We start from the raw sequence: 18,724 nt of genomic DNA, 5'->3' as shown, positions 1-18,724 counted from the left end.
CCAACCTCGCCGCAATCCATAACGTTCCATAAAAAAGCCCCGTATCCGGAGATACGGGGCCAGTTGCCTTGGGAGGTTCTTTGGTTCTCAATCCTCGTTGGCGGCAAGCTGCGTCAGCACCTCGCCACGGCCGCGGATACGCATGATGAGCGGAATGATGAAGGCGGCTGCCGCGACGATGAACAGGCCAACGGCAATCGGCGAGGTGAACAGCACGGTCGGGTCGCCCTGGCCGATGGCCAGTGCGCGGCGAAGCTGCTGTTCGGCGAGCGGGCCAAGGATGAGGCCGACAACCGCAGGCGCGATCGGATACCCGAAGATGCGCATGATGTAGCCGAGGATGCCGAAGGCGAGCAGCATGCCGAGTTCGAACACCGACGGGTTGGCGCCAATGGTGCCGAGCGTTGCGAACAGCAGGATGCCGGCGTAAAGCCAGGGCTTCGGAATGGTCAGCAGCTTTACCCAGAGACCGACGAGCGGCAGGTTGAGTACCAAGAGCATCAGGTTGGCGATGAACAGGCTGGCGATCAGGCCCCAGACGAGCTGCGGATTGGTGGCAAACAGCAGGGGCCCGGGCTGCAGGCCGAACTGCTGGAAACCGGCGAGCATGATGGCCGCTGTTGCCGTCGTCGGCAGGCCGAGCGTCAGGAGCGGCACCAGCGTACCGGCGGCCGAGGCGTTGTTCGCCGCTTCCGGACCCGCAACGCCTTCAATCGCGCCGTTGCCGAATTCTTCCGGATATTTGGTCAGCTTCTTTTCGGTGGCATAGGACAGGAATGTGCCGATTTCAGCGCCGCCGGCAGGCATCGCGCCAATCGGGAAGCCGATCAGGGTGCCGCGCAGCCACGCCTTCCACGAACGCGCCCAATCCTGCGCGCTCATCCAGACCGAACCCTTGACGGCTTCGACCTTGTCGTCGCCGCTCTGGCCCTGCGCCACGATGAACAGCGTTTCGCCGATGGCGAACATGGCGACCGCAAGCGTTGTGACTTCCACGCCGTCGAGCAGGTCGGGAATGCCGAAGCTCATGCGGGTCTGGCCAGTCAGCTGGTCGATGCCGACGATAGCCAGCGCAAAGCCGATGAACAGCGAGGTGAGACCGCGCAGCGCCGAATCCCCGAAGGCGGAGGAAACGGTGACGAAAGCCAGCACCATCAGTGCGAAATATTCGCGCGGACCGAAGACCAGCGCCAGCTTGACGATGTAGGGCGCGACGAAGGCGAGCGCGATGGTGGCGATGAGGCCGGCCACGAAGGAGCCGATGGCGGCGGTGGCAAGCGCCGGGCCGCCTCTGCCCTTGCGGGCCATCTTGTTGCCTTCGAGCGCGGTCACGATCGAGGCGCTTTCGCCCGGCGTGTTGAGCAGGATGGAGGTGGTCGAACCGCCATACATGCCGCCATAATAGATGCCGGCGAACATGATGAGCGAACCGGCAGCGTCGAGCCGGTAGGTGACGGGCAGGAGCAGCGCGACGGTCAAGGCGGGGCCGATGCCGGGCAGAACGCCGACGGCGGTGCCGAGCGTCACGCCGATCAGCGCGTAGAGCAGGTTCATGGGTTGGGCGGCAACCTCAAGACCGTGCAGCAGGAATTCAAAGGTACTCATGGACAGATGTCCCCCTGTCGGGCGGAATGGCCGGCGGTTGCGTCATCGCGCGCCTGCGGTTTCCTGTGATCTCGAATATGGTTGGAATGGCTGTCAGAAGAACAGCCGTTCCAGAGGTCCGGCGGGCAGCGAAAGCTGCAGCAGCTGGGCAAAAACGATCCAGATGGCAAAACTCAGCACAATGCCGACCGGTATCGAGAACCAGAGCTTGCGTTTGCCGAAAGCGCGTGCCGTGAAGGCGAACAGCAGACCGGTGGCAATGGAAAAGCCGGCAACTGTCAGCAGCAGCATCTGGGCGGCAAGGCCGGCAATGACCCACACGACCGGAGCGATTTCCTGCCTGTCGCGCTCGGGAAAATCACCGCGCCAAGCCTCGACGGCCGTCCAGATCGCCAGTCCGACAAGACAGAAGGCGATGGCGTAGGGTACTGTTGCCGGGCCGACAGGGGAATAACCGGTGACGCTGGCAAGGCGGGCGCTATCCCAGAAGATGACGCTGGCAACAGCGACGAGGGCGACGGCGATGACCAGCGCCGCCCAGTCGGGGCGACGCTTTTGATCATGCGAAGGGTTGGAACCCTGGCTCATTTTACCAGTCCGATGTCTTTGAGGATGGTTTCGGTGGCGGCGGTGTCCTTGGCAAGCTGTTCCTTGAAGGCGTCACCGGCGAGATAGGTATCCATCCAGCCCTTGGTCTTCAGGGTTTCCTGCCACTTGGCGGATTTCACCAGCTTTTCGACGTCGGCGTTGATGGCCTTTTCCTGATCGGCGGAAATGCCGGGGGCTGCCGCAACCATGCGCCAGTTCTGCACGACGACATCAAGACCGCTTTCCTTCAGCGTCGGCGCGTCGACGCCCTCAAGACGGTTTTCGCTGGTGACCGCGAGAAGGCGCAGCGTGCCGGCCTTCACCTGGCCTTCGAATTCGCCATAGCCGGAAACGCCAGCGGTGACCTGCGAACCGAGGATCGAGGCAAGTGCTTCGCCGCCGCCGGAATAGGCGATGTAGTTGATCTTGGTCGGATCGACGCCGGCCGCCTTGGCAATCAGGCCAACGGCGATATGGTCGGTGCCGCCGGCAGAGCCGCCGCCCCAGGACACGCTGCCCGGGTCTTTCTTCAGCTGGTCGATGAGATCGCCGATGGTCTTCAGCGGCGAGGATGCCGGAACGACGATCGCTTCATATTCGCCGGTCAGGCGTGCGATCGGGGTCACTTCCTTCAGCGTCACGGGCGCATTGTTGGTGAGGATCGCGCCAACCATGACGTAACCGCCGACGATGAGGGCGTGCGGGTTACCCTTCTGCTGGCTGGCGAATTGCGCAAGACCGATGGTGCCGCCGGCGCCCGGTACGTTCTGCACCTGAACGCTCTTGGAAATGCCTTCTTCCTGCAGCACGCTCTGCAGCGAGCGCGCGGTCTGGTCCCAGCCGCCGCCGGGATTGGCCGGTGCGATGACGGTGTAATCTGCCGCAGCCGCCGGAAGCGCGATCATGCCCGCCAGAAATGTGCCGATAAGAAAATGTTTCACGTAGAAAACCCTCCTCAGGATGCCCTTTTTGGGCGTCGTTTTTCGTTTATGCGGAAGGGCTTCAGGGCGCATCTGTGCCGACGCTGAGTACTCAACGCTGGGCCTTGGCAATCCTCAAGATTTCCTCCCGCATCTTCTTCCGCCTCCACGGAATGAAGAAGGATTGCAGAGCATCACAAAAAGCTGTCATCTAACTGACGCAACGCAAGTCCTTGCGCATTTACTCTCTATTAATTTGTGCCGGACGTCCACTGTGGCGTGTGGACGGCTTTGTTTTGCGCCTTTGAAGCCTGCTTCAACCTCATTTCTGTGACAGGCACAGGACTGAGGGAGGGTGGGGCGCTCAAACCTACTGCGACCGCAGCGCCTCGTTCCAGCGCTCGATCAGGCGGGTGCGCTTGACCTGATCCAGATAGACCATCAGGCCGGGGCTGACCGGGACCGGCCGCAATTGTGCACCGTGGATGGCCTGCATGGTGTTCGCCGTGTTCTCGCCCGCCACTTCCGGGCTGACGGCGGGGATTTGCAATTGCCGGGCCATGATCGTCTGACCTTCCTTGGACATGAAGAATTCGAGATAGCGGCGGCCGAGTTCAGGATTGGCTGCGGCTTCCGGCACCAGCCCGATGCGCGACATGACGACGGTATAATCCTTCGGCAGCACGATACCGACATCCGGGTGGCGTGAGGCCCAGTCTGCCGCGTAGGAGCCGAGAATATTGTAACCCATCACGAAGCGGCCGTCGGAGACGCGCTCCAGAATGGCCGAGGAGGTGGAATAAACCTTCACACCCGCGGCACCCATGGCCTTGATGACGCTCCATATATCGCCGAACTGTTCCTGATCGCGTGACATGAACAGGAAGCCGACGCCGGAGCGTTCGATGTCATAGGTCGCGATACGGCCATGCACCTCTTTGGCGTGACGTTCGAGATAATCGACAAATTCGGCGCGGGTGGCGGGCGGCTTTTCGGTGGTGAAGCTTGGCTTGTGATAGACAAAAACCGCCGGCTCGAAGGTCAGCGCATAGGCGGTGTTGCGCCAGTTCGCCCAGGCGGGCCAGCGGGCGCTCATGGCGAGATCCGACCGCTGGGCATAACCGTCATTGCTCAGCTTCACCTGCAGGTCCATGGCCGAGGAAAAGGCGAAATCGGCGGTCTTCTTGCCGGCGTCGGTTTCCTTGACGATACGGTCGTAGATCTCGCCGGTCAGCATATCCTCATAATGGACGGCAATATCGGGATTGGCCTTCTGGAAACCCTCGATCATCGGCGTCGCCAGCGGTTCGTCGAGCGAGGAATAGACCACCAGTGTCTGCGCATCCGCCTTGCCGGAGGGAGCCGGAAAAACGACGGCCTGGGCAAGCGCAGGCGAGGCCATGCAGAGACAGAGACAGAGAAGAAGGCAGATACGCATGGAAAAGATCATGCCGCAGGCGCTGGCCATTCACAAGCGGTAAGGGTCTGGTTAAACTCGGCAATGTTGCAGGAGGAAGATTTGCGTATTTTGCTGGTCGAGGACAATCAGGTGCTGTCGGAAGGGCTTTCGGCGCTTCTGCGCGGCAGCGGTTATGCGGTGGACGTGGTTTCTGATGGCGCCTCCGCCGATGCGGCAATTACAGCGGAAAGTTTCGATCTGGTCATTCTCGATCTCAACCTGCCGGAAATGGATGGCATCGAGGTGCTACGCTCCATGCGATCGCGCCAGGACAAGGCGGCGGTGCTGATCCTGACGGCGCGCGGCACGCCGGAAGAAAAGGTCAAGGGGCTCGATCTCGGTGCCGACGATTACATGATCAAGCCCTTCGATATCACCGAATTCGAGGCGAGGGTGCGGGTGCTTCTGCGCCGCAATGCCGGGCTGCGCTCTTCGGCGCTGAGTTTCGGCAAGGTGCTGTTCGATCTTAATTCCCGCACCTTTTCGGCGGACGGTCGCCCGCTCGATATTCCGGCGCGCGAAGTGGCGCTGCTGGAGGTGCTGTTCATGCGGGCGGGCAAGGTTGTCGCCAAAGAGGCGATCGTGCAGTCGCTGACAGGTTTCGACGACGATATTTCCGCAAATGCCATCGAGCAATATGTCAGCCGCCTGCGCAAGCGGCTCGCGCCGCACGGGCTGACGGTGAAGACGGCGCGCGGCATCGGTTATTATCTCGAAAAGCTGCCGGAGATGGCTGAATGATACAGGCCGCCTATTCGCTCAGGCGGCGACTTCTAGGCTGGCTCCTCATCTCCACCGCCATCATCGGCTGCGTTGCGCTGACCGATACATGGCGCGAGGCGGTCAATACCGCCAATGTGGTTTCAGACCGGGTGCTTTCCGGTTCAGCGCTCGCCATTGCCGAGCGGGTGGTGGTGGCCGAGGACGGTTCGCTGGAAGTGGACATTCCCTATGTGGCGCTGGAAATGCTGACATCGGCTGCCCAGGACCGGGTGTTTTACCGTGTCGACGGGCCGAACGGGCAATTCCTCACCGGCTATCAGAACCTGCCAACGGTCGCGAACCCGAAGGGTGATACGCCCGCCTTTCGTGATGCCGTGTTTCGCGATGAACCGATCCGCATCGCGGCTATCCGCCGTTTTGCTTCGACCGGCATCAATTCCGTGCCCTTTTCCGTCACGGTTGCCGAAACCACCATTGCCCGCAGCCAGCTGGCGCAGGCAATCATCCTGCGCTCGGCGCTGCGCCTGCTTTTGATGATCGTCGGGGCGGCGATCATCGTCTGGATCGCGGTGACGATTTCGCTGCGCCCGCTTTACCGGCTCAGCGAAGCCATTGCCGAGCGCAGCCCGAACGATCTGCACCCCATCCGCCAATCCGTGCCTGTCGAGGTGGAAAATCTGGTGGAGACGGTCAATTCCTTCATGGTGCGGCTGCAATCGGCGCTGGATGCGCTCAGGCATTTCACCGGCAATGCCAGCCACCAGCTGCGCACGCCGCTTGCCATCATCAGCACCCAGCTGGCTCTTTCCGCCCGCGCCGCCAGCCTTGAGGAAGCGCAGGCGGCGGCGCTGAAGGGTGGGGCATCGGTCGCCCATGCCGAGCATATCCTTGCCCAGCTTCTGCGCATGGCCAATATCGATGCTGCCGGCTCCAGCGAGAAACATGATTTTTCCGCGATAGACCTCGTGGCTGTGGCGCAGAACGTGACGGCCGATTTCGTGCCGCGGGCCGCTGAGGCGGGTATCGATCTCGGTTTCGAAGGCGAGGTCGAGGCGACCATTCTCGCCGAACCGCTCTTGATCGGCGAGTTGATCGGCAACCTCGTTTCCAACGCCATCAATTATGCCGGTCGCGGCGCGGAAGTCACCGTCCGCGTCGGCAGACAGGCGGATGCCGTCTGGCTGGAAGTGGAAGATAACGGCCCAGGCATCCCGCTTGAGAAACGCGCCATGGTGCGCCAGCGCTTCGCCCGCGGCGAAGAAAACGCGGCCCCCGGCGCCGGCCTCGGCCTTGCGATCATCGAGGAGATCGCCGGGCTGTTCGGCGGGCGGCTGATGCTGGAGGATGGTGCGGGTGGGCGTGGGCTGAGAGCGCGGGTGGTGTTTCCCTGAAGCGGCGCTGCTGCGCCGCCTCAGTGCAGGACGTGCCGGCCCTATTCGTTCATCTTGTCGATGATCTGCATCATGATGTCGGCGCAGGCCTTCATCGGCTCGTCGTCGGCGCATTTGACGTCGATCTTGCGTTCGCCGTCTTCGATCCTGAAATGCGCCGCCTTGGAGGGCGGTGGCGGCATTCTCTTGCCATGCGGGCCGCCGCGCCAGCCTGCTTCCTTGGGGCCGCCAGGGCCGGGAGGAGGAGGCGGTGGTGGGGCATCGGCGCTTTGACTGGCATCCGCCGGTCCCGGCGGCGGTGGGGGCGGCTGCTGGGCGAAACCGGACCCCGCCGCGATGAGCAACGCGACGCCGGTAATGACGAGCTTTTTCATGTGAATGACCTCGCTGTTAGGCTACGGCGAAGAAACGGTTACTGGATATGCTGGGTTGCTGGCCGGCGAAAATAATTCCGCCGGCTTTATCAGGTGTATCCCGATTTCACCCCATCCGCTCGGAAGCATAGCTTCCCGGGCTTGGCGGGAAGACCACGGTGCGGTTTCCGTTGATGAATGTGCGGTGGTGGATGTGGGCGTGGATGGCGCGGGCAAGCACCTGGCTTTCCACGTCGCGACCAAGCGAAACGTAGTCATCGGCTGATTGCGCGTGGGTGATCCGCACCGTGTCCTGCTCGATGATCGGGCCTTCGTCGAGATCGGCTGTTACATAATGCGCTGTCGCGCCGATCAGCTTCACGCCGCGCTCATAGGCCTGCTTGTAGGGGTTCGCGCCCTTGAAGCTCGGCAGGAAGGAGTGGTGGATGTTGATGATCTTGCCTGACATCTTGCGGCAGAGGTCATCGGAGAGCACCTGCATGTAGCGGGCGAGCACGACGAGTTCCGTGCCTGTTGTCTCGACCAGCTCCATGAGTTGGGCTTCGGCCTTCGGCTTGTTCTCCTTCGTCACCTTGATGTGGTGGAAGGGGATGTCGTGGTTGACGACCACTTTCTGGTAATCGAAATGGTTGGACACGACACCGACGATGTCGATCGGCAGCGCGCCGATCTTCCAGCGATAGAGCAGGTCGTTAAGGCAATGGCCGAAACGCGACACCATCAGCAGCGTCTTCATGCGCTGGCCGTCCGGGTAGATATCCGCTTCCATGCCGAATTTTTCCGCCACCGGCCGGAACCCGTCGGTAATGGCTTCAAGCGAGGCGCCCTCTTCCGAGATGAAGGAGACGCGCATGAAGAACTTGCCGGTCTCGAGGTCGTCGAACTGCGAACTGTCGACGATATTGCAGCCTTTCTCCGCCAGATAACCGGAAATCGCGGCGACGATGCCGCGGGTCGATTTGCAGGCTACGGTCAGAACGTAGGATGTCATTCGTTTTCCCTCAGAGACGTCGCGTCGGTATCAGCCGACGCAGTTCGGCGCGTTCCATAGCGCAGCTCCGCGGTGGAGCAAAGCGTCAAGACGAACGCAGTCAAAGTCATAGGGCGGGAAAGGGAAGCGCGCCGTGCCGGAAGCGACATGGAATGTTCCATGGCCAGCACGGCGACGCGGGGTGTTTTGCCGGGGCGGTCGCCAATCTCAGGCGCGGCGCAGGCGCATTGCCGTGCGGCCGCGGCCGTCGAGCAGTTCCAGCGCGCCGCGGCGCGGCTCCAGCCTGAAGGAGCGGGCGCCTTCCAGCGCTTCGATGAACTGCCGCTCCTGGCGCATGATGTCTGGCGCGCAGGCCATCTGGGTGGAAATCATCCGGCCGAAATCGACACGGTTACGGTTGATCTTCACTTCACCGCCAATGCCGTTACAGCCGGCATTTCCGGAAACGCGGCCTTCGCGGGAGATTTCCAGCGTCGCCTGCCGGCGGCCGCGAACCCTCTCGCCGCGGATTTCCTCGACCAGCCAGCGCCCATCGATACCGGCTTCCGGCTCCGGGCGGCCCGGGCCGGCGCCGACGCGCTCCAGCACGAGATCGGTATCGTCGCGGCCACCGGTCAGGACGGAATAGCGCCGGGTGGTGGTAAAGAGCAGCCGGTCGCGGTCGCGGATTTCGGCGCTCAGCGCATAGGAGCGGCGGCCACGGATGTCGCGGTCGTCATAACGCAGCACGAAGGGCACCGGCACCTGGCCGCGCGGGCGAATGGTGGTTTCGGCAATCGTCTGTGACGGCGCGTCCGCCAGCGACACATCGATCAGGCGCACGGTAACGGTTGCGCCCGGCGGCAGGGCGATGCGTTCGCGATAGGAGACGCTGCCGCGCAGGCTCGCCGGTGCCGCCGCCGCGCCGCCTGCCGCAAAGAGCGGGGCAAGCGCGAGAAGACCGGCGAAACTGCGGCGCGAAAGAAGGGGCTGGTGGTCGGTCATGGTGCTTGCTCCGTGCTGGTTCCGGTGGAATTGAACCGGATGATAAAAAACGGCACTGAACGTGCGATGAACCGAAAGGCTCCCGCCGACATCAGGTCTCGTTCGCCGCGTCATCCGTGACGGCAGAGGGGCCATGCCGGTATTCGAGAAGGTCTCCGGGCTGGCAATCCAGCGCCTCGCAGATCTTTTCAAGCGTTTCGAAGCGCACGCCTTTCGCTCTGCCGGATTTCAGGATTGAAAGGTTCTGTTCCGTGATGCCGATACGGGCGGCGAGTTCCTTCGAACGCATCTTCCGTTTTGCAAGCATGACATCCAGATTGACGATGATCGGCACGGGCGTTTCCTAGATGAATTCGCGGTTTTCATCGGCGATGCGCGTCGCTTCACCCAGCACCCAGCCAACGACGATCATCAACCCACCCGCAAAGCCAACGAGCATCTGGGTGCTCTCGAAGGAAAAGAGGACGCTCGGAACCGGATTGCCCATCGTCAGCAGAAAGGAGGCAGCGCGGTCATGACGATCTGCGCCGGCAGCAGGGCAGCGAGCGCGATACCGACCTGGATCAGCCTTTTGCCTGATGTCGGCGTGAAGATTTCGCCCCTTTCAAAAAGCCGAAAAAGAAGGACCGCAAACCAGAGGCCGCTCAGCGCAGCCATGAGCGGCAGGAGCCCTACGACAAATCCGGCAATACGTACCACGTCGGTGAGCAGGTATGGCGTGGCAGGCGGTAGGATCTGGCCTTCAATCACCGTTCGAAGGGCTTGCGTATCCGCCCATATGGCGAAGTAAGCCGCGACAAGGGTGCCCGCGAAAACCACGGAAAACCATGTCAAGATACGACTGACACGGGCGATGCGGCGGCTGGTAGATGGCTGGGTCATCAGGTGATCCGATGGTCTTTTGTCCTTCAATTCATGTAAGGCGATAAATTTATAACGTCAATCGAGGCCGCAGGCCGTCTTGCTGGTCTGGAAGGGTCGGTCTGATATGCCGGCGGGGGCGTTTTGCATCCCGCCCGCACACACGATGGAGTTCAGTGGGACTGCATGTCGATATTGGCGATCTGACCGCGCGTGTTGAGAATGAGCGACCAGAGCATTTGGCCCTTTTCGAAGGTGACCCTGAATTTGTGGAGATCGCCTGCCTCCGTCGCCTGTCTTCCGAGATATTGCACGGCCGTCACTTTGCCACGGCGCCTAATTTCACCGGAGACCGCGCCTGCATTGGCTCGGACATCGGGCACGATATCATCTTCAAATCGCGATAGGTCCAGGTTGCCGCTGCGGGCTTCCTCAAGAACGGTTCTGAGTGCGCGTTCCGCGGAGGCCGGGTCCTGACCGCCTGCTGCCTGCGCGGGGAGCGAGACAAGGCAGACCTGCAGCAACAGGCTCATCCCGGCGGCGGTGAATAATGTCTTCATCATCGAAATTCCCTTTTCAAATAGCGGCTGGATCGGCCGACGGTGGCCAATCTTGATCAGGGACATCGATTTTGCAATATTTATTATTGTAAAACGATAATTATTTATCCTAGGATAGCGTTGGTCCATGGCTGGGCAATCGTTGCCGGAAGAGGCTGCCACGGAGACGTGGCAGCCTCGTACCTGCTCAGCCGCGGAAACCGTTCCGCAGCGCTTCGAACTTCGCCAGTTGTTCGGCCAGCAACTCCTTGTTCTCGTCGCGGCGGACGAACACCTTGAACATGGCGCCGCCGGCGGCATTCATGAACCAGACGGAACAGGAGCGGCGTCCGTGGAAGCCGCGGTCGACGAAGGTGATGCCGGCGCAATTGTCCTTCTTGATGTGACCGCCGATGGGGCTGTCGCCGTGGATGTTGAACCAGCCGTGACTTTCGCTGCCTTCCGGCAGATGGCCTGGCACTTCCAGCACGATATCGCCGGTCTGCACGATCATCAGGATTTCACCCCAACTGCGCATCTCGTTCCAGATCGCATCGAAGCGATCGGCGGCAGCGGAAACGGCCGCACCTTCCGGCAGGATCGCCAAAATCTCGGCCGGCGTCACCTCGGCCTTGGCGGCGATGGCCTCCACGATGCCATCAGGTTTTTCAGCGAGCGCGGCGGCGGCGCGTGCCCGCCTGTCGTCGTTCGTCTTTTGGACTGCAATGCTCATCGGTAGCCTCAGGCGGCAATCGAACGGCGCTCGCCATTCTTGTCTTCGTGGATGATGACGTCGAAACCTTCGAAATGCGGACCGGAGAGATATTCCACCTTGCCGCGGTTTTCGCCGGCCTTGGCATGGGCGGCGCGGAACTGTTCGGATTTCGTCCAGGCAAGGAAATCGTCCTTGGTGGCCCAGACGGTGTGCGATGCATAAAGCGTATGGTCGTCCGCCTTCGGGCCCTTCAGCATGTGAAATTCGATATAGCCCGGCAATTCGCTCAGATGCGATTTGCGCTCGCGCCAGATGGATTCGAATGTGTCTTCGTAACCCGGCACGACGCGAAAGCGGTTCATTGCGATAAACATGAAAGTCTCCCTTTAAGTTGCCTGTTTCAGTCAGGATATCGTCCGCGGACGGGGTTGGGAAGGGGTTCACGCCAAAGCGAACAAAAATACTCCACTTATCGATTGCGCGGCGTATAAACATGTGTAAATAACTCAAGATTAGTGGCGCGGGTGAACCTGCGCCGGGCCGTTTTTCAGGATAACGCCATGTTGAATTCCCGTTTTCGTTCCTTTGTTTTCGCCGCCCTCGTGCCCGCCGCAATCGCCTTTGCCGCGCCGGCCGCCATGGCTTCGGACAAGGGTAATCCGGAGGCTAAACGCATCGTTGCCCTGGGCGGTACGGTTACGGAAATCCTTTATGCGCTGGGTGCAGGAGACCGTATCGTGGCGCGCGACAGCACCAGCAGCTATCCGGCCGATGCGCTTGCAAAGCCTGACGTCGGTTATATGCGGGCACTGTCTTCAGAAGGTATCCTGTCGCAGAAACCCGATCTCATTCTCTCCGAAGACGGCTCAGGCCCCGCGGACGTCATCGCCATCCTGAAAGCCAGCGCGGTGCCTTTCGTCACCGTCGATACGCCGCCGAGCGGCGATGCAATCCCTAAAAAGATCGAGGATGTCGGTGCGGCCGTGGGGCTCTCGGACAAGGCGAAGGCGCTGGCTGCCGAGACCAGGGCGGGGCTTGATGCGCTCACCAAGGACGTCTCCGCCGTGCCGGAACAGGGCCGGAAACGCGTTCTGTTCGTGCTTTCCACTGCCGGTGGCCGCGTCATGGCGGCGGGCAAGGATACTGAGGCGGCGGCGATCATCGAAATGGCTGGGGGTATCAACGCGGCGGAGGACATTACCGGTTACAAACCGCTGACGGACGAGGCGGTCATTGCCGCGGCGCCCGACGTGGTGCTCACAATGGCGCGCGGCGACCACGCCGCCAAGGCGGATGAGACTTTCGCCCTTCCCGCGTTCCAGTCTACACCCGCTGCCGCCAGCAAGGCGCTCATCAGCATGGATGGGCTTTATCTTATCGGTTTCGGCCCCCGCACGCCCGCTGCAGGCCGGGAGCTGGCAAACAAGCTCTATCCTGATGTGGTGAAGCCGTGAGCCTAGCCGTCTTGAGTTCGACCGAGGGCAGCGTTGCGGGCGACAGATCCCGTCAGGGAGTTGTTGCCCTTGTCGTGCTCGTCGGCATCCTGCTGTTTGCCTGTGGCGTATCGCTGATCAGCGGACCCACGGGCGTCGGCATCTCCGAACTCCTTGCCTATCTCACCGGCGGCGCGGATCAGCTCGATGCGCGCGACAGGATCATTCTCGAGGCGGTGCGCCTGCCGCGCACGGCCCTCGGCATGTTGATCGGCGCGGGACTCGCTGTTTCAGGGGCGATGATGCAGGGCCTGTTCCGCAATCCATTGGCCGATCCCGGTATTGTCGGCGTCACCTCGGGCGCTGCGCTCTTTGCTGTCGCCGCCATTTCGCTAGGGGAAGGCGCGCTTGCCACGGTCGCGCTGTTTTTCGGCCCTCACTTCCTGCCGATCATGGCCTTCTTCGGCGGGCTCCTGAACACCTGGGTGCTTTATCTGATCGCCACGAAGGACGGCGCGACCTCAACCACCACACTCATCCTGGCCGGCATTGCGGTGGCGGCCATCAGCGGTGCGATGACCGGGTTGATGATATTCGTCGCCGATGACCGGGCGCTGCGCGACATCACCTTCTGGTCGCTCGGTTCTCTCGGCGGGGCAACGCCCGCCAAGGTACTGGCCACCCTGCCTTTCATCATCGTCGTTCTCGCCATCATTCCCTTCGTCGCGCGCGGGCTGGATGCGCTGATCCTCGGGGATGCGGCCGCCTTCCATATGGGAATACCGGTGCAGCGGCTGAAACGGGTCGTCATTCTGGCCGTTGCCGCCGCCTGCGGGGCGAGCGTGGCGGCGGCGGGTTCCATCGGCTTTGTCGGTATCGTCGTGCCGCATCTGCTTCGCCTCGCCATCGGCCCGTCGCATCGTTTCCTGTTGCCGGCCTCCGCCCTTGGCGGGGCGGCGCTTTTGCTGCTGGCCGACAGTTTCGCCCGCACGGTGGCCGCACCGGCGGAACTGCCGATCGGCGTCGTCACGGCGCTCATCGGTGCGCCGGTCTTTCTGTTCCTGCTGCTGGGACGCGGCGGTTTTTCCATGCGGAACATGTCATGATCCGGGCCGAAAACCTTACCCTCATCCGCTCCGGCCGTCGGCTGCTTGATGAAGTCAGCGTCGATCTGAAACCCGGCAAGGTCAATGTCATCATCGGTCCCAACGGTGCCGGCAAATCCACGCTGATGAAGGTTCTCTCGGGCGAGATGCGCGCTCAGGCCGGTTTGGTGACCTATAATGATGTCGACCTGCCGGTGTTCACGCCGGTCCAGCTTGCGCGGCTCCGCGCCGTGCTGCCCCAGAGCACCCAGCTCGCCTTCCCTTTCACTGCGCTCGAAATCGTCCGGATGGGGGCGGTCGCGCAGGGGTCGCGTGCGCCGGAAGAGCAGGCCCGCCGGGCTCTTGCCAAGGCCGGGCTGCGCGGTTTCGAACAGCGGTCCTACAATATGCTCTCAGGCGGCGAGCAGCAGCGGGTGCAGTTTGCGCGGGCGCTGGCGCAGGTACCGAACCCGGTTGAAAATGGCGAGGCAAGGGCGCTCTTCCTCGACGAGCCCACCGCAAGTCTCGATATCGGCCACCAGATCGCCGTGCTGGAAACGGCGCGGGATTTTGCAAGCGGCGGCGGGCTGGTTCTCGCCATCCTGCACGATCTCAATCTGGCGGCGGAATTTGCCGATCAACTTATCGTCATGCATGGCGGCCGGGTGACGGCCAGTGGCCCATCGCTGGAAACGATCAGCGATGAGACCATTGCAAGGGTCTATGGCATTGGTGGTGTCGTCGGCCGGCTGCCGGCGCGGCATATTCCCTACGTACTTCCGCAGTCTCGCCACCGATAGGGGCTGTCCTCCGCCTCAATTTTCCGGGCGGGTGGCGATGAAGAGCGCGGAGCCCAGCATGACGGCGGCGACGACGGCTGCGCGCAACGGCGGCGGCTCGCTCAGGAACCAGAAAGCGGCGTAGCTGACGGACATGGCCGAAAGCGCCGCGATCTTGGCTTTGCGGGCTATTGCGCCGCGTTCGCGCCATCGCCGCAGGGAAGGGCCGTATCTGGGATGGGCGAGAAGCCACGCCTCGAGTTTTGGCGAGGAGCGGGAAAAACACCAGAGCGCCAGAAGCAGAAAAGGCGTGGTGGGCAAAACGGGAAGAAACGCGCCGACAATGCCGGTCGCGACCATAAGCCAGCCAAGACAGAGGTATAAAAGGCGCATTCCTAGCCGGTATCATGACTTTACCACTCAGGATAGAGCGGTGGGCCGAAAAGGATGGGTCCCGTTGCCGCAGGCTCCACCGCACCGGAAACCGGCAGCTTTTGCCATCACATTTGCCGTGATCTGCGTTCTCCCCGGCCCTGTGTCGCGCCTTTAGGGTTGAAAGCGCCGCACACTGTCTTTATCCCCTTGGCCGCGATGCCCGGAGCATAACCGGGCCGTCAACAGGAAGAAGAAGGAAAACACCATGGCCAAGCTGATCCACTCGATGGTCCGGGTGCTGGACGAAAAGCGTTCGGTGGAATTTTACAAACAGGCTTTCGGGCTTGAAGTGGCGGAACGCGCCGAGTTCGAGAATTTCACGCTGATCTATCTCAGCAATGCCGAGGGCGATTTCGAGCTGGAGCTGACCGTCAACCGCGGCCGCGAAGTGCCCTATGCGCTGGGCGACGGTTATGGCCATCTCGCCGTCAGCGTCGCCGATGTTGACGCCGAGCATCAGCGCTTCAACGAGATCGGGCTTTCCCCCGGCAAGATCATCGAGGCCGATTACAAGGGCCAGCCTTTCGCAAAATATTTTTTCATTTGCGATCCCGATGGTTACAAGATCGAAGTGCTGCAGCGCGGCAACCGGTTCAAATAAGCTCTGATGGAGGCAGGCATGGCAGAGGCAGGCGTTAAACTCGAAGACAGCTGGAAGCGCGTGCTTTCCGCAGAATTTGCCAGCCCCTACATGCAAAAGCTGAAAGAGTTCCTGCTTGCGGAAAAGACAGCCGGCAAGCGTATCTTCCCGAAGGGCGCGGACTATTTCCGCGCTCTCGATCTGACACCGCTCGATGAGGTGAAGGTCGTCATATTGGGGCAGGACCCCTATCACGGCGCCGGCCAGGCGCATGGACTGTGCTTTTCCGTGCAGCCCGGCGTGCGCATCCCGCCCTCGCTCGTCAATATCTACAAGGAATTGCAGGCCGATCTCGGCATTCGCCCGGTCGGCCATGGTTTTCTGGAAAGCTGGGCGAAACAGGGCGTGCTACTGCTCAACAGCGTGCTGACGGTGGAAGAGGCCCGCGCCGCCTCGCATCAGGGGCAGGGCTGGGAAAAATTCACCGACGCCGTCATCCGCGCCGTCAACGACGAGTGCGACCATGTCGTCTTCCTGCTCTGGGGTTCCTATGCCCAGAAGAAGGCGGCCTTTGTGAACCAGCGCAAACATCTGGTGTTGCGCTCGCCGCACCCGTCACCGCTTTCCGCCCATAACGGCTTTTTCGGTAATGGCCATTTTTCCAAGGCGAATGCCTTTCTCATCTCCCATGGCCGCGACCCGATCGACTGGCAATTGCCGGAATCGGTGTAAGCCCTCCCTGCATATACTTCCGTCATTCCGGCCGTGAGCCGGAATCCAGCCGACGCGCGTCTGCGCGGCGAGAAGAGTCCTTTCAGCCCAAAGACTTGGGCTGGCTGGATGCCGGATCATGTCCGGCATGACGGAATTCAAAACTAAAATGTCTTTACGCGCGGCAACCTCCGGTCTAAAGAATACTAGACTATGAAGTGAAGGATTATGCCCGTGTCTCTCCTGTCTGCCGAAACCTCCGTCTCACTGCCCGATCCGCTGTCGATCGTCGATGCTTTCGAGGATCATTTTTCCGAGCATATGGAGATGGAGCGCGAAGGCGCGACGGTTCGGTTCAAGACCGAATACGGCCATGGCCGTTTCAGCGCAGAAGGCGGTCGTTTCGCCGCAAGCGTCAGCTGCATTTCCGAACATATATTGATGTCGGTCAAGGCCATGGTGGCCGAGCATATTGTCGAGTTTTCCGGGGAGACGGGGCTGGATTTCCGCTGGAGCGGCCATGGCGCGCAGCAGCGCGAACTGCCCAATCTTTTCGTCGGCAAGATTGCCCGCGCCTATAATCTGACGCCGCATATGCGCCGGCTGGTGGTTTCCGTCGAAAGCGGCATTGAAAGGCTGATGATGGGCGGCATGCATGTGCGGCTGCTTCTGGTCCCGGATCAGGCCCGAGCGCCGGTCTGGCCTTATCTTGCGCCCACCGGGGCCATCGTCTGGCCGGCGGGCGAGGATCTTCTCACGCGCCGCGTCTACACCATCCGTTCCGGCGATATCGCGCGCGGTGAAGTCCATATCGATTTCGTCATGCATGAGGGTGACCACATGCCGGGCGCGACATTCGGCGCAACGGCCAGGCCCGGCGATGTTCTCGGCATCATCGGCCCGAGCGGTGTCTGCCCGGAGGCCGAACGTTATGTCTTTGCCGGCGATGAGACGGCGCTGCCGGTGATGCTGCGCATGGCGGCCGAAATGCCGGCCGGGAAGAAGCTCAGCGTCTATGCCGAGATCGATGACGAAGCCGAGCGGCAGGAAATCGTTTGCGCGGCAAATGTCGAGTGGACATGGCTCTATCGTCGCGGCAAGGCCGCCGGCACCGCCGGCCTTATTGAAAAAGCGCTGCGCGACCATGCCTGGAGCGGAGACCATGAAGGATTGCATGTCTTTGTCGCCTGCGAAAAATCCGAGGCGAGGGCGGCAAAATCCTTCCTTACCGACGAGATTTCCGTGCCGAAAGCTGCTCTGCGCGCGGTCGGTTACTGGAGCCTGGGTGTCGCTGACGATCATTGACTGGCCCATCGGTCGTTGAACAGTCGGTTTTATCGTTCACCATTCGGGAACAATCCGTTCCCGTTGTCCACTCTGTGCCCGAGTGCACTGTTACCCCATCTTTACGCCATGAAGAGGACGGGCCCAACCATGCGGCCCGCCAGGCAAGAAGGGGTTTATCATGCTCAACCAGATCAAGGGCCTGCACCACGTCACATCCATGGCGGCGAGCGCGCGCCAGAACAACAGTTTTTTCACCGATACGCTCGGCCTGCGCCGGGTAAAGAAGACGGTCAATTTCGACGCGCCTGATGTCTATCATCTCTATTATGGCGATGAAGTCGGCACGCCCGGCTCTGTCATGACCTATTTCCCGTTTCCACATATCGCCCGCGGCCGTCCCGGCACCGGCGAAGTGGGCACGACGCTGTTTTCCGTACCGGACGGGTCGCTCGGCTACTGGCAGGAGCGTCTTTCGAAGGCCGGCGTGGATGGCCTGAAGGCCGACGAAGCCTTTGGAAACAAGCGCCTGCATTTCGCAGGCCCCGATGGTGACGGTTTTGCGCTGGTCGAGGTCAGGGATGACAACCGTGCGCAGTGGATCGGCAATGGCGTCGGTCAGGATCAGGCGATCCATGGTTTTCAGGGTGCGTCGCTGCGACTTCGCGATGAAGGTGCGACGGCCGAGCTTTTGAAATTCATGGGTTATCAGGAAGTCGACCGTCAGGACGGCGTGTTGCGCCTTGGTATGCCCGGCGGCAACGGTGCCGATGTCATCGACATCGAAACCATGCCGAATATATCAGGCGCGCGGCTGGGTGCTGGCTCCGTGCACCACATCGCTTTTGCGGTCGAAAACCGCGAAAAGCAGCTGGAGGTGCGCAAGGCGCTGATGGACACCGGCTATCAGGTGACACCCGTCATCGACCGCGATTATTTCTGGGCGATCTATTTCCGCACGCCGGGCGGCGTGCTGTTTGAAGTTGCCACCAACGAGCCGGGTTTCGACCGCGACGAGGACACCGCCCATCTCGGCGAGGCGCTGAAGCTGCCGACCCAGCATGCGCATCTGCGCTCCGTGCTGGAAGAGCATCTGGAGCCGCTGGGGGATGAGAAGGCCGCTTAATCGCTCGATGGCTTTTGGCAGGATGTTGCCGCGTCTTTCTTCTCCCCTGCGGGGAGAAGGTGGCCCGAAGGGACGGATGAGGGGGGCAACGCCAGCGATAGACCGCACCCTCGCCCCCTCATCCCGCTGCCGCGGACTTCT

General features: G+C 61.7%; 22 protein-coding genes. 9 read left to right on the top strand and 13 right to left on the bottom strand.

The window, feature by feature from the left end; translation table 11 throughout:
* Positions 1-87: 87 nt before the first annotated feature.
* From HQN82_RS10270 to HQN82_RS10255, 4 genes are all read right to left on the bottom strand, one after another.
* Positions 88-1,605, bottom strand: coding sequence for a tripartite tricarboxylate transporter permease (locus HQN82_RS10270; RefSeq protein WP_004443452.1), 1,518 nt, complete (start codon positions 1,603-1,605; stop codon positions 88-90).
* Between the two features lie 93 nt (positions 1,606-1,698).
* Positions 1,699-2,193, bottom strand: coding sequence for a tripartite tricarboxylate transporter TctB family protein (locus HQN82_RS10265; RefSeq protein ID WP_035210454.1), 495 nt, complete (start codon positions 2,191-2,193; stop codon positions 1,699-1,701).
* Entirely contained in the window at positions 2,190-3,098 is a 909-nt protein-coding gene (locus HQN82_RS10260) for a Bug family tripartite tricarboxylate transporter substrate binding protein (RefSeq protein WP_153776944.1), read from the bottom strand. The genes HQN82_RS10265 and HQN82_RS10260 overlap by 4 nt, the downstream gene beginning before the upstream one ends.
* A 385-nt stretch (positions 3,099-3,483) precedes the next feature.
* Complete coding sequence (locus HQN82_RS10255; protein ID WP_006700422.1) at positions 3,484-4,551, bottom strand: ABC transporter substrate-binding protein; 1,068 nt, start codon at positions 4,549-4,551, stop codon at positions 3,484-3,486.
* Between the two features lie 81 nt (positions 4,552-4,632).
* Between HQN82_RS10255 and HQN82_RS10250 the strand changes: the two genes are divergently transcribed.
* Complete coding sequence (locus tag HQN82_RS10250) at positions 4,633-5,313, top strand: response regulator (protein ID WP_004443444.1); 681 nt, start codon at positions 4,633-4,635, stop codon at positions 5,311-5,313.
* Entirely contained in the window at positions 5,310-6,686 is a 1,377-nt protein-coding gene (locus HQN82_RS10245; protein WP_112765881.1) for a sensor histidine kinase, read from the top strand. The genes HQN82_RS10250 and HQN82_RS10245 overlap by 4 nt, the downstream gene beginning before the upstream one ends.
* A gap of 41 nt (positions 6,687-6,727) precedes the next feature.
* On the opposite strand, the gene HQN82_RS10240 is transcribed toward HQN82_RS10245, so the two are convergent.
* The 8 genes from HQN82_RS10240 to hmuQ form a co-directional block, all read right to left on the bottom strand.
* Positions 6,728-7,060 (bottom strand): hypothetical protein, encoded by a 333-nt coding sequence (locus tag HQN82_RS10240; RefSeq protein WP_112557390.1) that lies wholly within the window; start codon positions 7,058-7,060, stop codon positions 6,728-6,730.
* 106 nt (positions 7,061-7,166) lie between these two features.
* The gene (gene purU, locus HQN82_RS10235; RefSeq protein ID WP_006700424.1) at positions 7,167-8,051 is read right to left on the bottom strand and encodes a formyltetrahydrofolate deformylase; all 885 of its coding nucleotides are present in this window, start codon (positions 8,049-8,051) and stop codon (positions 7,167-7,169) included.
* Positions 8,052-8,258: 207 nt separating this feature from the next.
* Complete coding sequence (locus HQN82_RS10230) at positions 8,259-9,035, bottom strand: YbaY family lipoprotein (RefSeq protein ID WP_112765880.1); 777 nt, start codon at positions 9,033-9,035, stop codon at positions 8,259-8,261.
* A gap of 91 nt (positions 9,036-9,126) precedes the next feature.
* Positions 9,127-9,369, bottom strand: coding sequence for a helix-turn-helix domain-containing protein (locus HQN82_RS10225; protein ID WP_112765879.1), 243 nt, complete (start codon positions 9,367-9,369; stop codon positions 9,127-9,129).
* Positions 9,370-9,524: 155 nt separating this feature from the next.
* Entirely contained in the window at positions 9,525-9,917 is a 393-nt protein-coding gene (locus tag HQN82_RS10220; protein WP_234904855.1) for a DUF2975 domain-containing protein, read from the bottom strand.
* Positions 9,918-10,069: 152 nt separating this feature from the next.
* Positions 10,070-10,459: a hypothetical protein gene (locus HQN82_RS10215; protein WP_234904854.1), complete on the bottom strand. Its 390-nt coding sequence runs from the start codon at positions 10,457-10,459 to the stop codon at positions 10,070-10,072.
* A 184-nt stretch (positions 10,460-10,643) separates the two neighbouring features.
* On the bottom strand, positions 10,644-11,168 hold the full coding sequence (gene hutX, locus HQN82_RS10210; protein ID WP_173614857.1) for a heme utilization cystosolic carrier protein HutX: 525 nt from the start codon (positions 11,166-11,168) through the stop codon (positions 10,644-10,646).
* A gap of 8 nt (positions 11,169-11,176) precedes the next feature.
* Complete coding sequence (hmuQ, locus tag HQN82_RS10205; protein ID WP_004429958.1) at positions 11,177-11,524, bottom strand: heme-degrading protein HmuQ; 348 nt, start codon at positions 11,522-11,524, stop codon at positions 11,177-11,179.
* Between the two features lie 186 nt (positions 11,525-11,710).
* On the opposite strand from hmuQ, the gene HQN82_RS10200 reads away from it, so the two are divergent.
* From HQN82_RS10200 to HQN82_RS10190, 3 genes are read left to right on the top strand one after another with little or no spacing between them, the layout of a single operon-like run.
* Positions 11,711-12,604: a heme/hemin ABC transporter substrate-binding protein gene (locus HQN82_RS10200; protein WP_137068944.1), complete on the top strand. Its 894-nt coding sequence runs from the start codon at positions 11,711-11,713 to the stop codon at positions 12,602-12,604.
* Positions 12,601-13,689 (top strand): FecCD family ABC transporter permease, encoded by a 1,089-nt coding sequence (locus tag HQN82_RS10195; protein ID WP_022556828.1) that lies wholly within the window; start codon positions 12,601-12,603, stop codon positions 13,687-13,689. The genes HQN82_RS10200 and HQN82_RS10195 overlap by 4 nt, the downstream gene beginning before the upstream one ends.
* Positions 13,686-14,468, top strand: a complete 783-nt coding sequence (locus tag HQN82_RS10190; protein WP_173614856.1) for a heme ABC transporter ATP-binding protein — start codon at positions 13,686-13,688, stop codon at positions 14,466-14,468. Before HQN82_RS10195 ends, HQN82_RS10190 begins: the two co-directional genes overlap by 4 nt.
* 15 nt (positions 14,469-14,483) lie before the next feature.
* On the opposite strand, the gene HQN82_RS10185 is transcribed toward HQN82_RS10190, so the two are convergent.
* Complete coding sequence (locus HQN82_RS10185) at positions 14,484-14,840, bottom strand: YbaN family protein (protein WP_004443420.1); 357 nt, start codon at positions 14,838-14,840, stop codon at positions 14,484-14,486.
* Positions 14,841-15,087: 247 nt separating this feature from the next.
* Here HQN82_RS10185 and HQN82_RS10180 point away from each other — a divergent pair, with 247 nt between their 5' ends.
* The 4 genes from HQN82_RS10180 (at position 15,088) to HQN82_RS10165 (ending at position 18,583) form a co-directional block, all read left to right on the top strand.
* Positions 15,088-15,483: a VOC family protein gene (locus HQN82_RS10180; protein WP_004443419.1), complete on the top strand. Its 396-nt coding sequence runs from the start codon at positions 15,088-15,090 to the stop codon at positions 15,481-15,483.
* An 18-nt stretch (positions 15,484-15,501) separates the two neighbouring features.
* Positions 15,502-16,194: a uracil-DNA glycosylase gene (gene ung / locus HQN82_RS10175; protein ID WP_004443416.1), complete on the top strand. Its 693-nt coding sequence runs from the start codon at positions 15,502-15,504 to the stop codon at positions 16,192-16,194.
* A gap of 207 nt (positions 16,195-16,401) precedes the next feature.
* Positions 16,402-17,478 carry a siderophore-interacting protein gene (locus tag HQN82_RS10170; protein ID WP_173614855.1) on the top strand — a complete coding sequence of 359 codons (1,077 nt, stop codon included), beginning with the start codon at positions 16,402-16,404 and terminating at the stop codon, positions 17,476-17,478.
* A 160-nt stretch (positions 17,479-17,638) separates the two neighbouring features.
* Entirely contained in the window at positions 17,639-18,583 is a 945-nt protein-coding gene (locus HQN82_RS10165; RefSeq protein WP_006700433.1) for a VOC family protein, read from the top strand.
* The last annotated feature ends 141 nt before the right edge of the window (positions 18,584-18,724 follow it).

The sequence above is a fragment of the Agrobacterium pusense genome (genome assembly GCF_013285525.1).
Lineage (GTDB): Bacteria > Pseudomonadota > Alphaproteobacteria > Rhizobiales > Rhizobiaceae > Agrobacterium > Agrobacterium pusense.
This window is presented reverse-complemented; position numbering and strand designations above follow the sequence as displayed.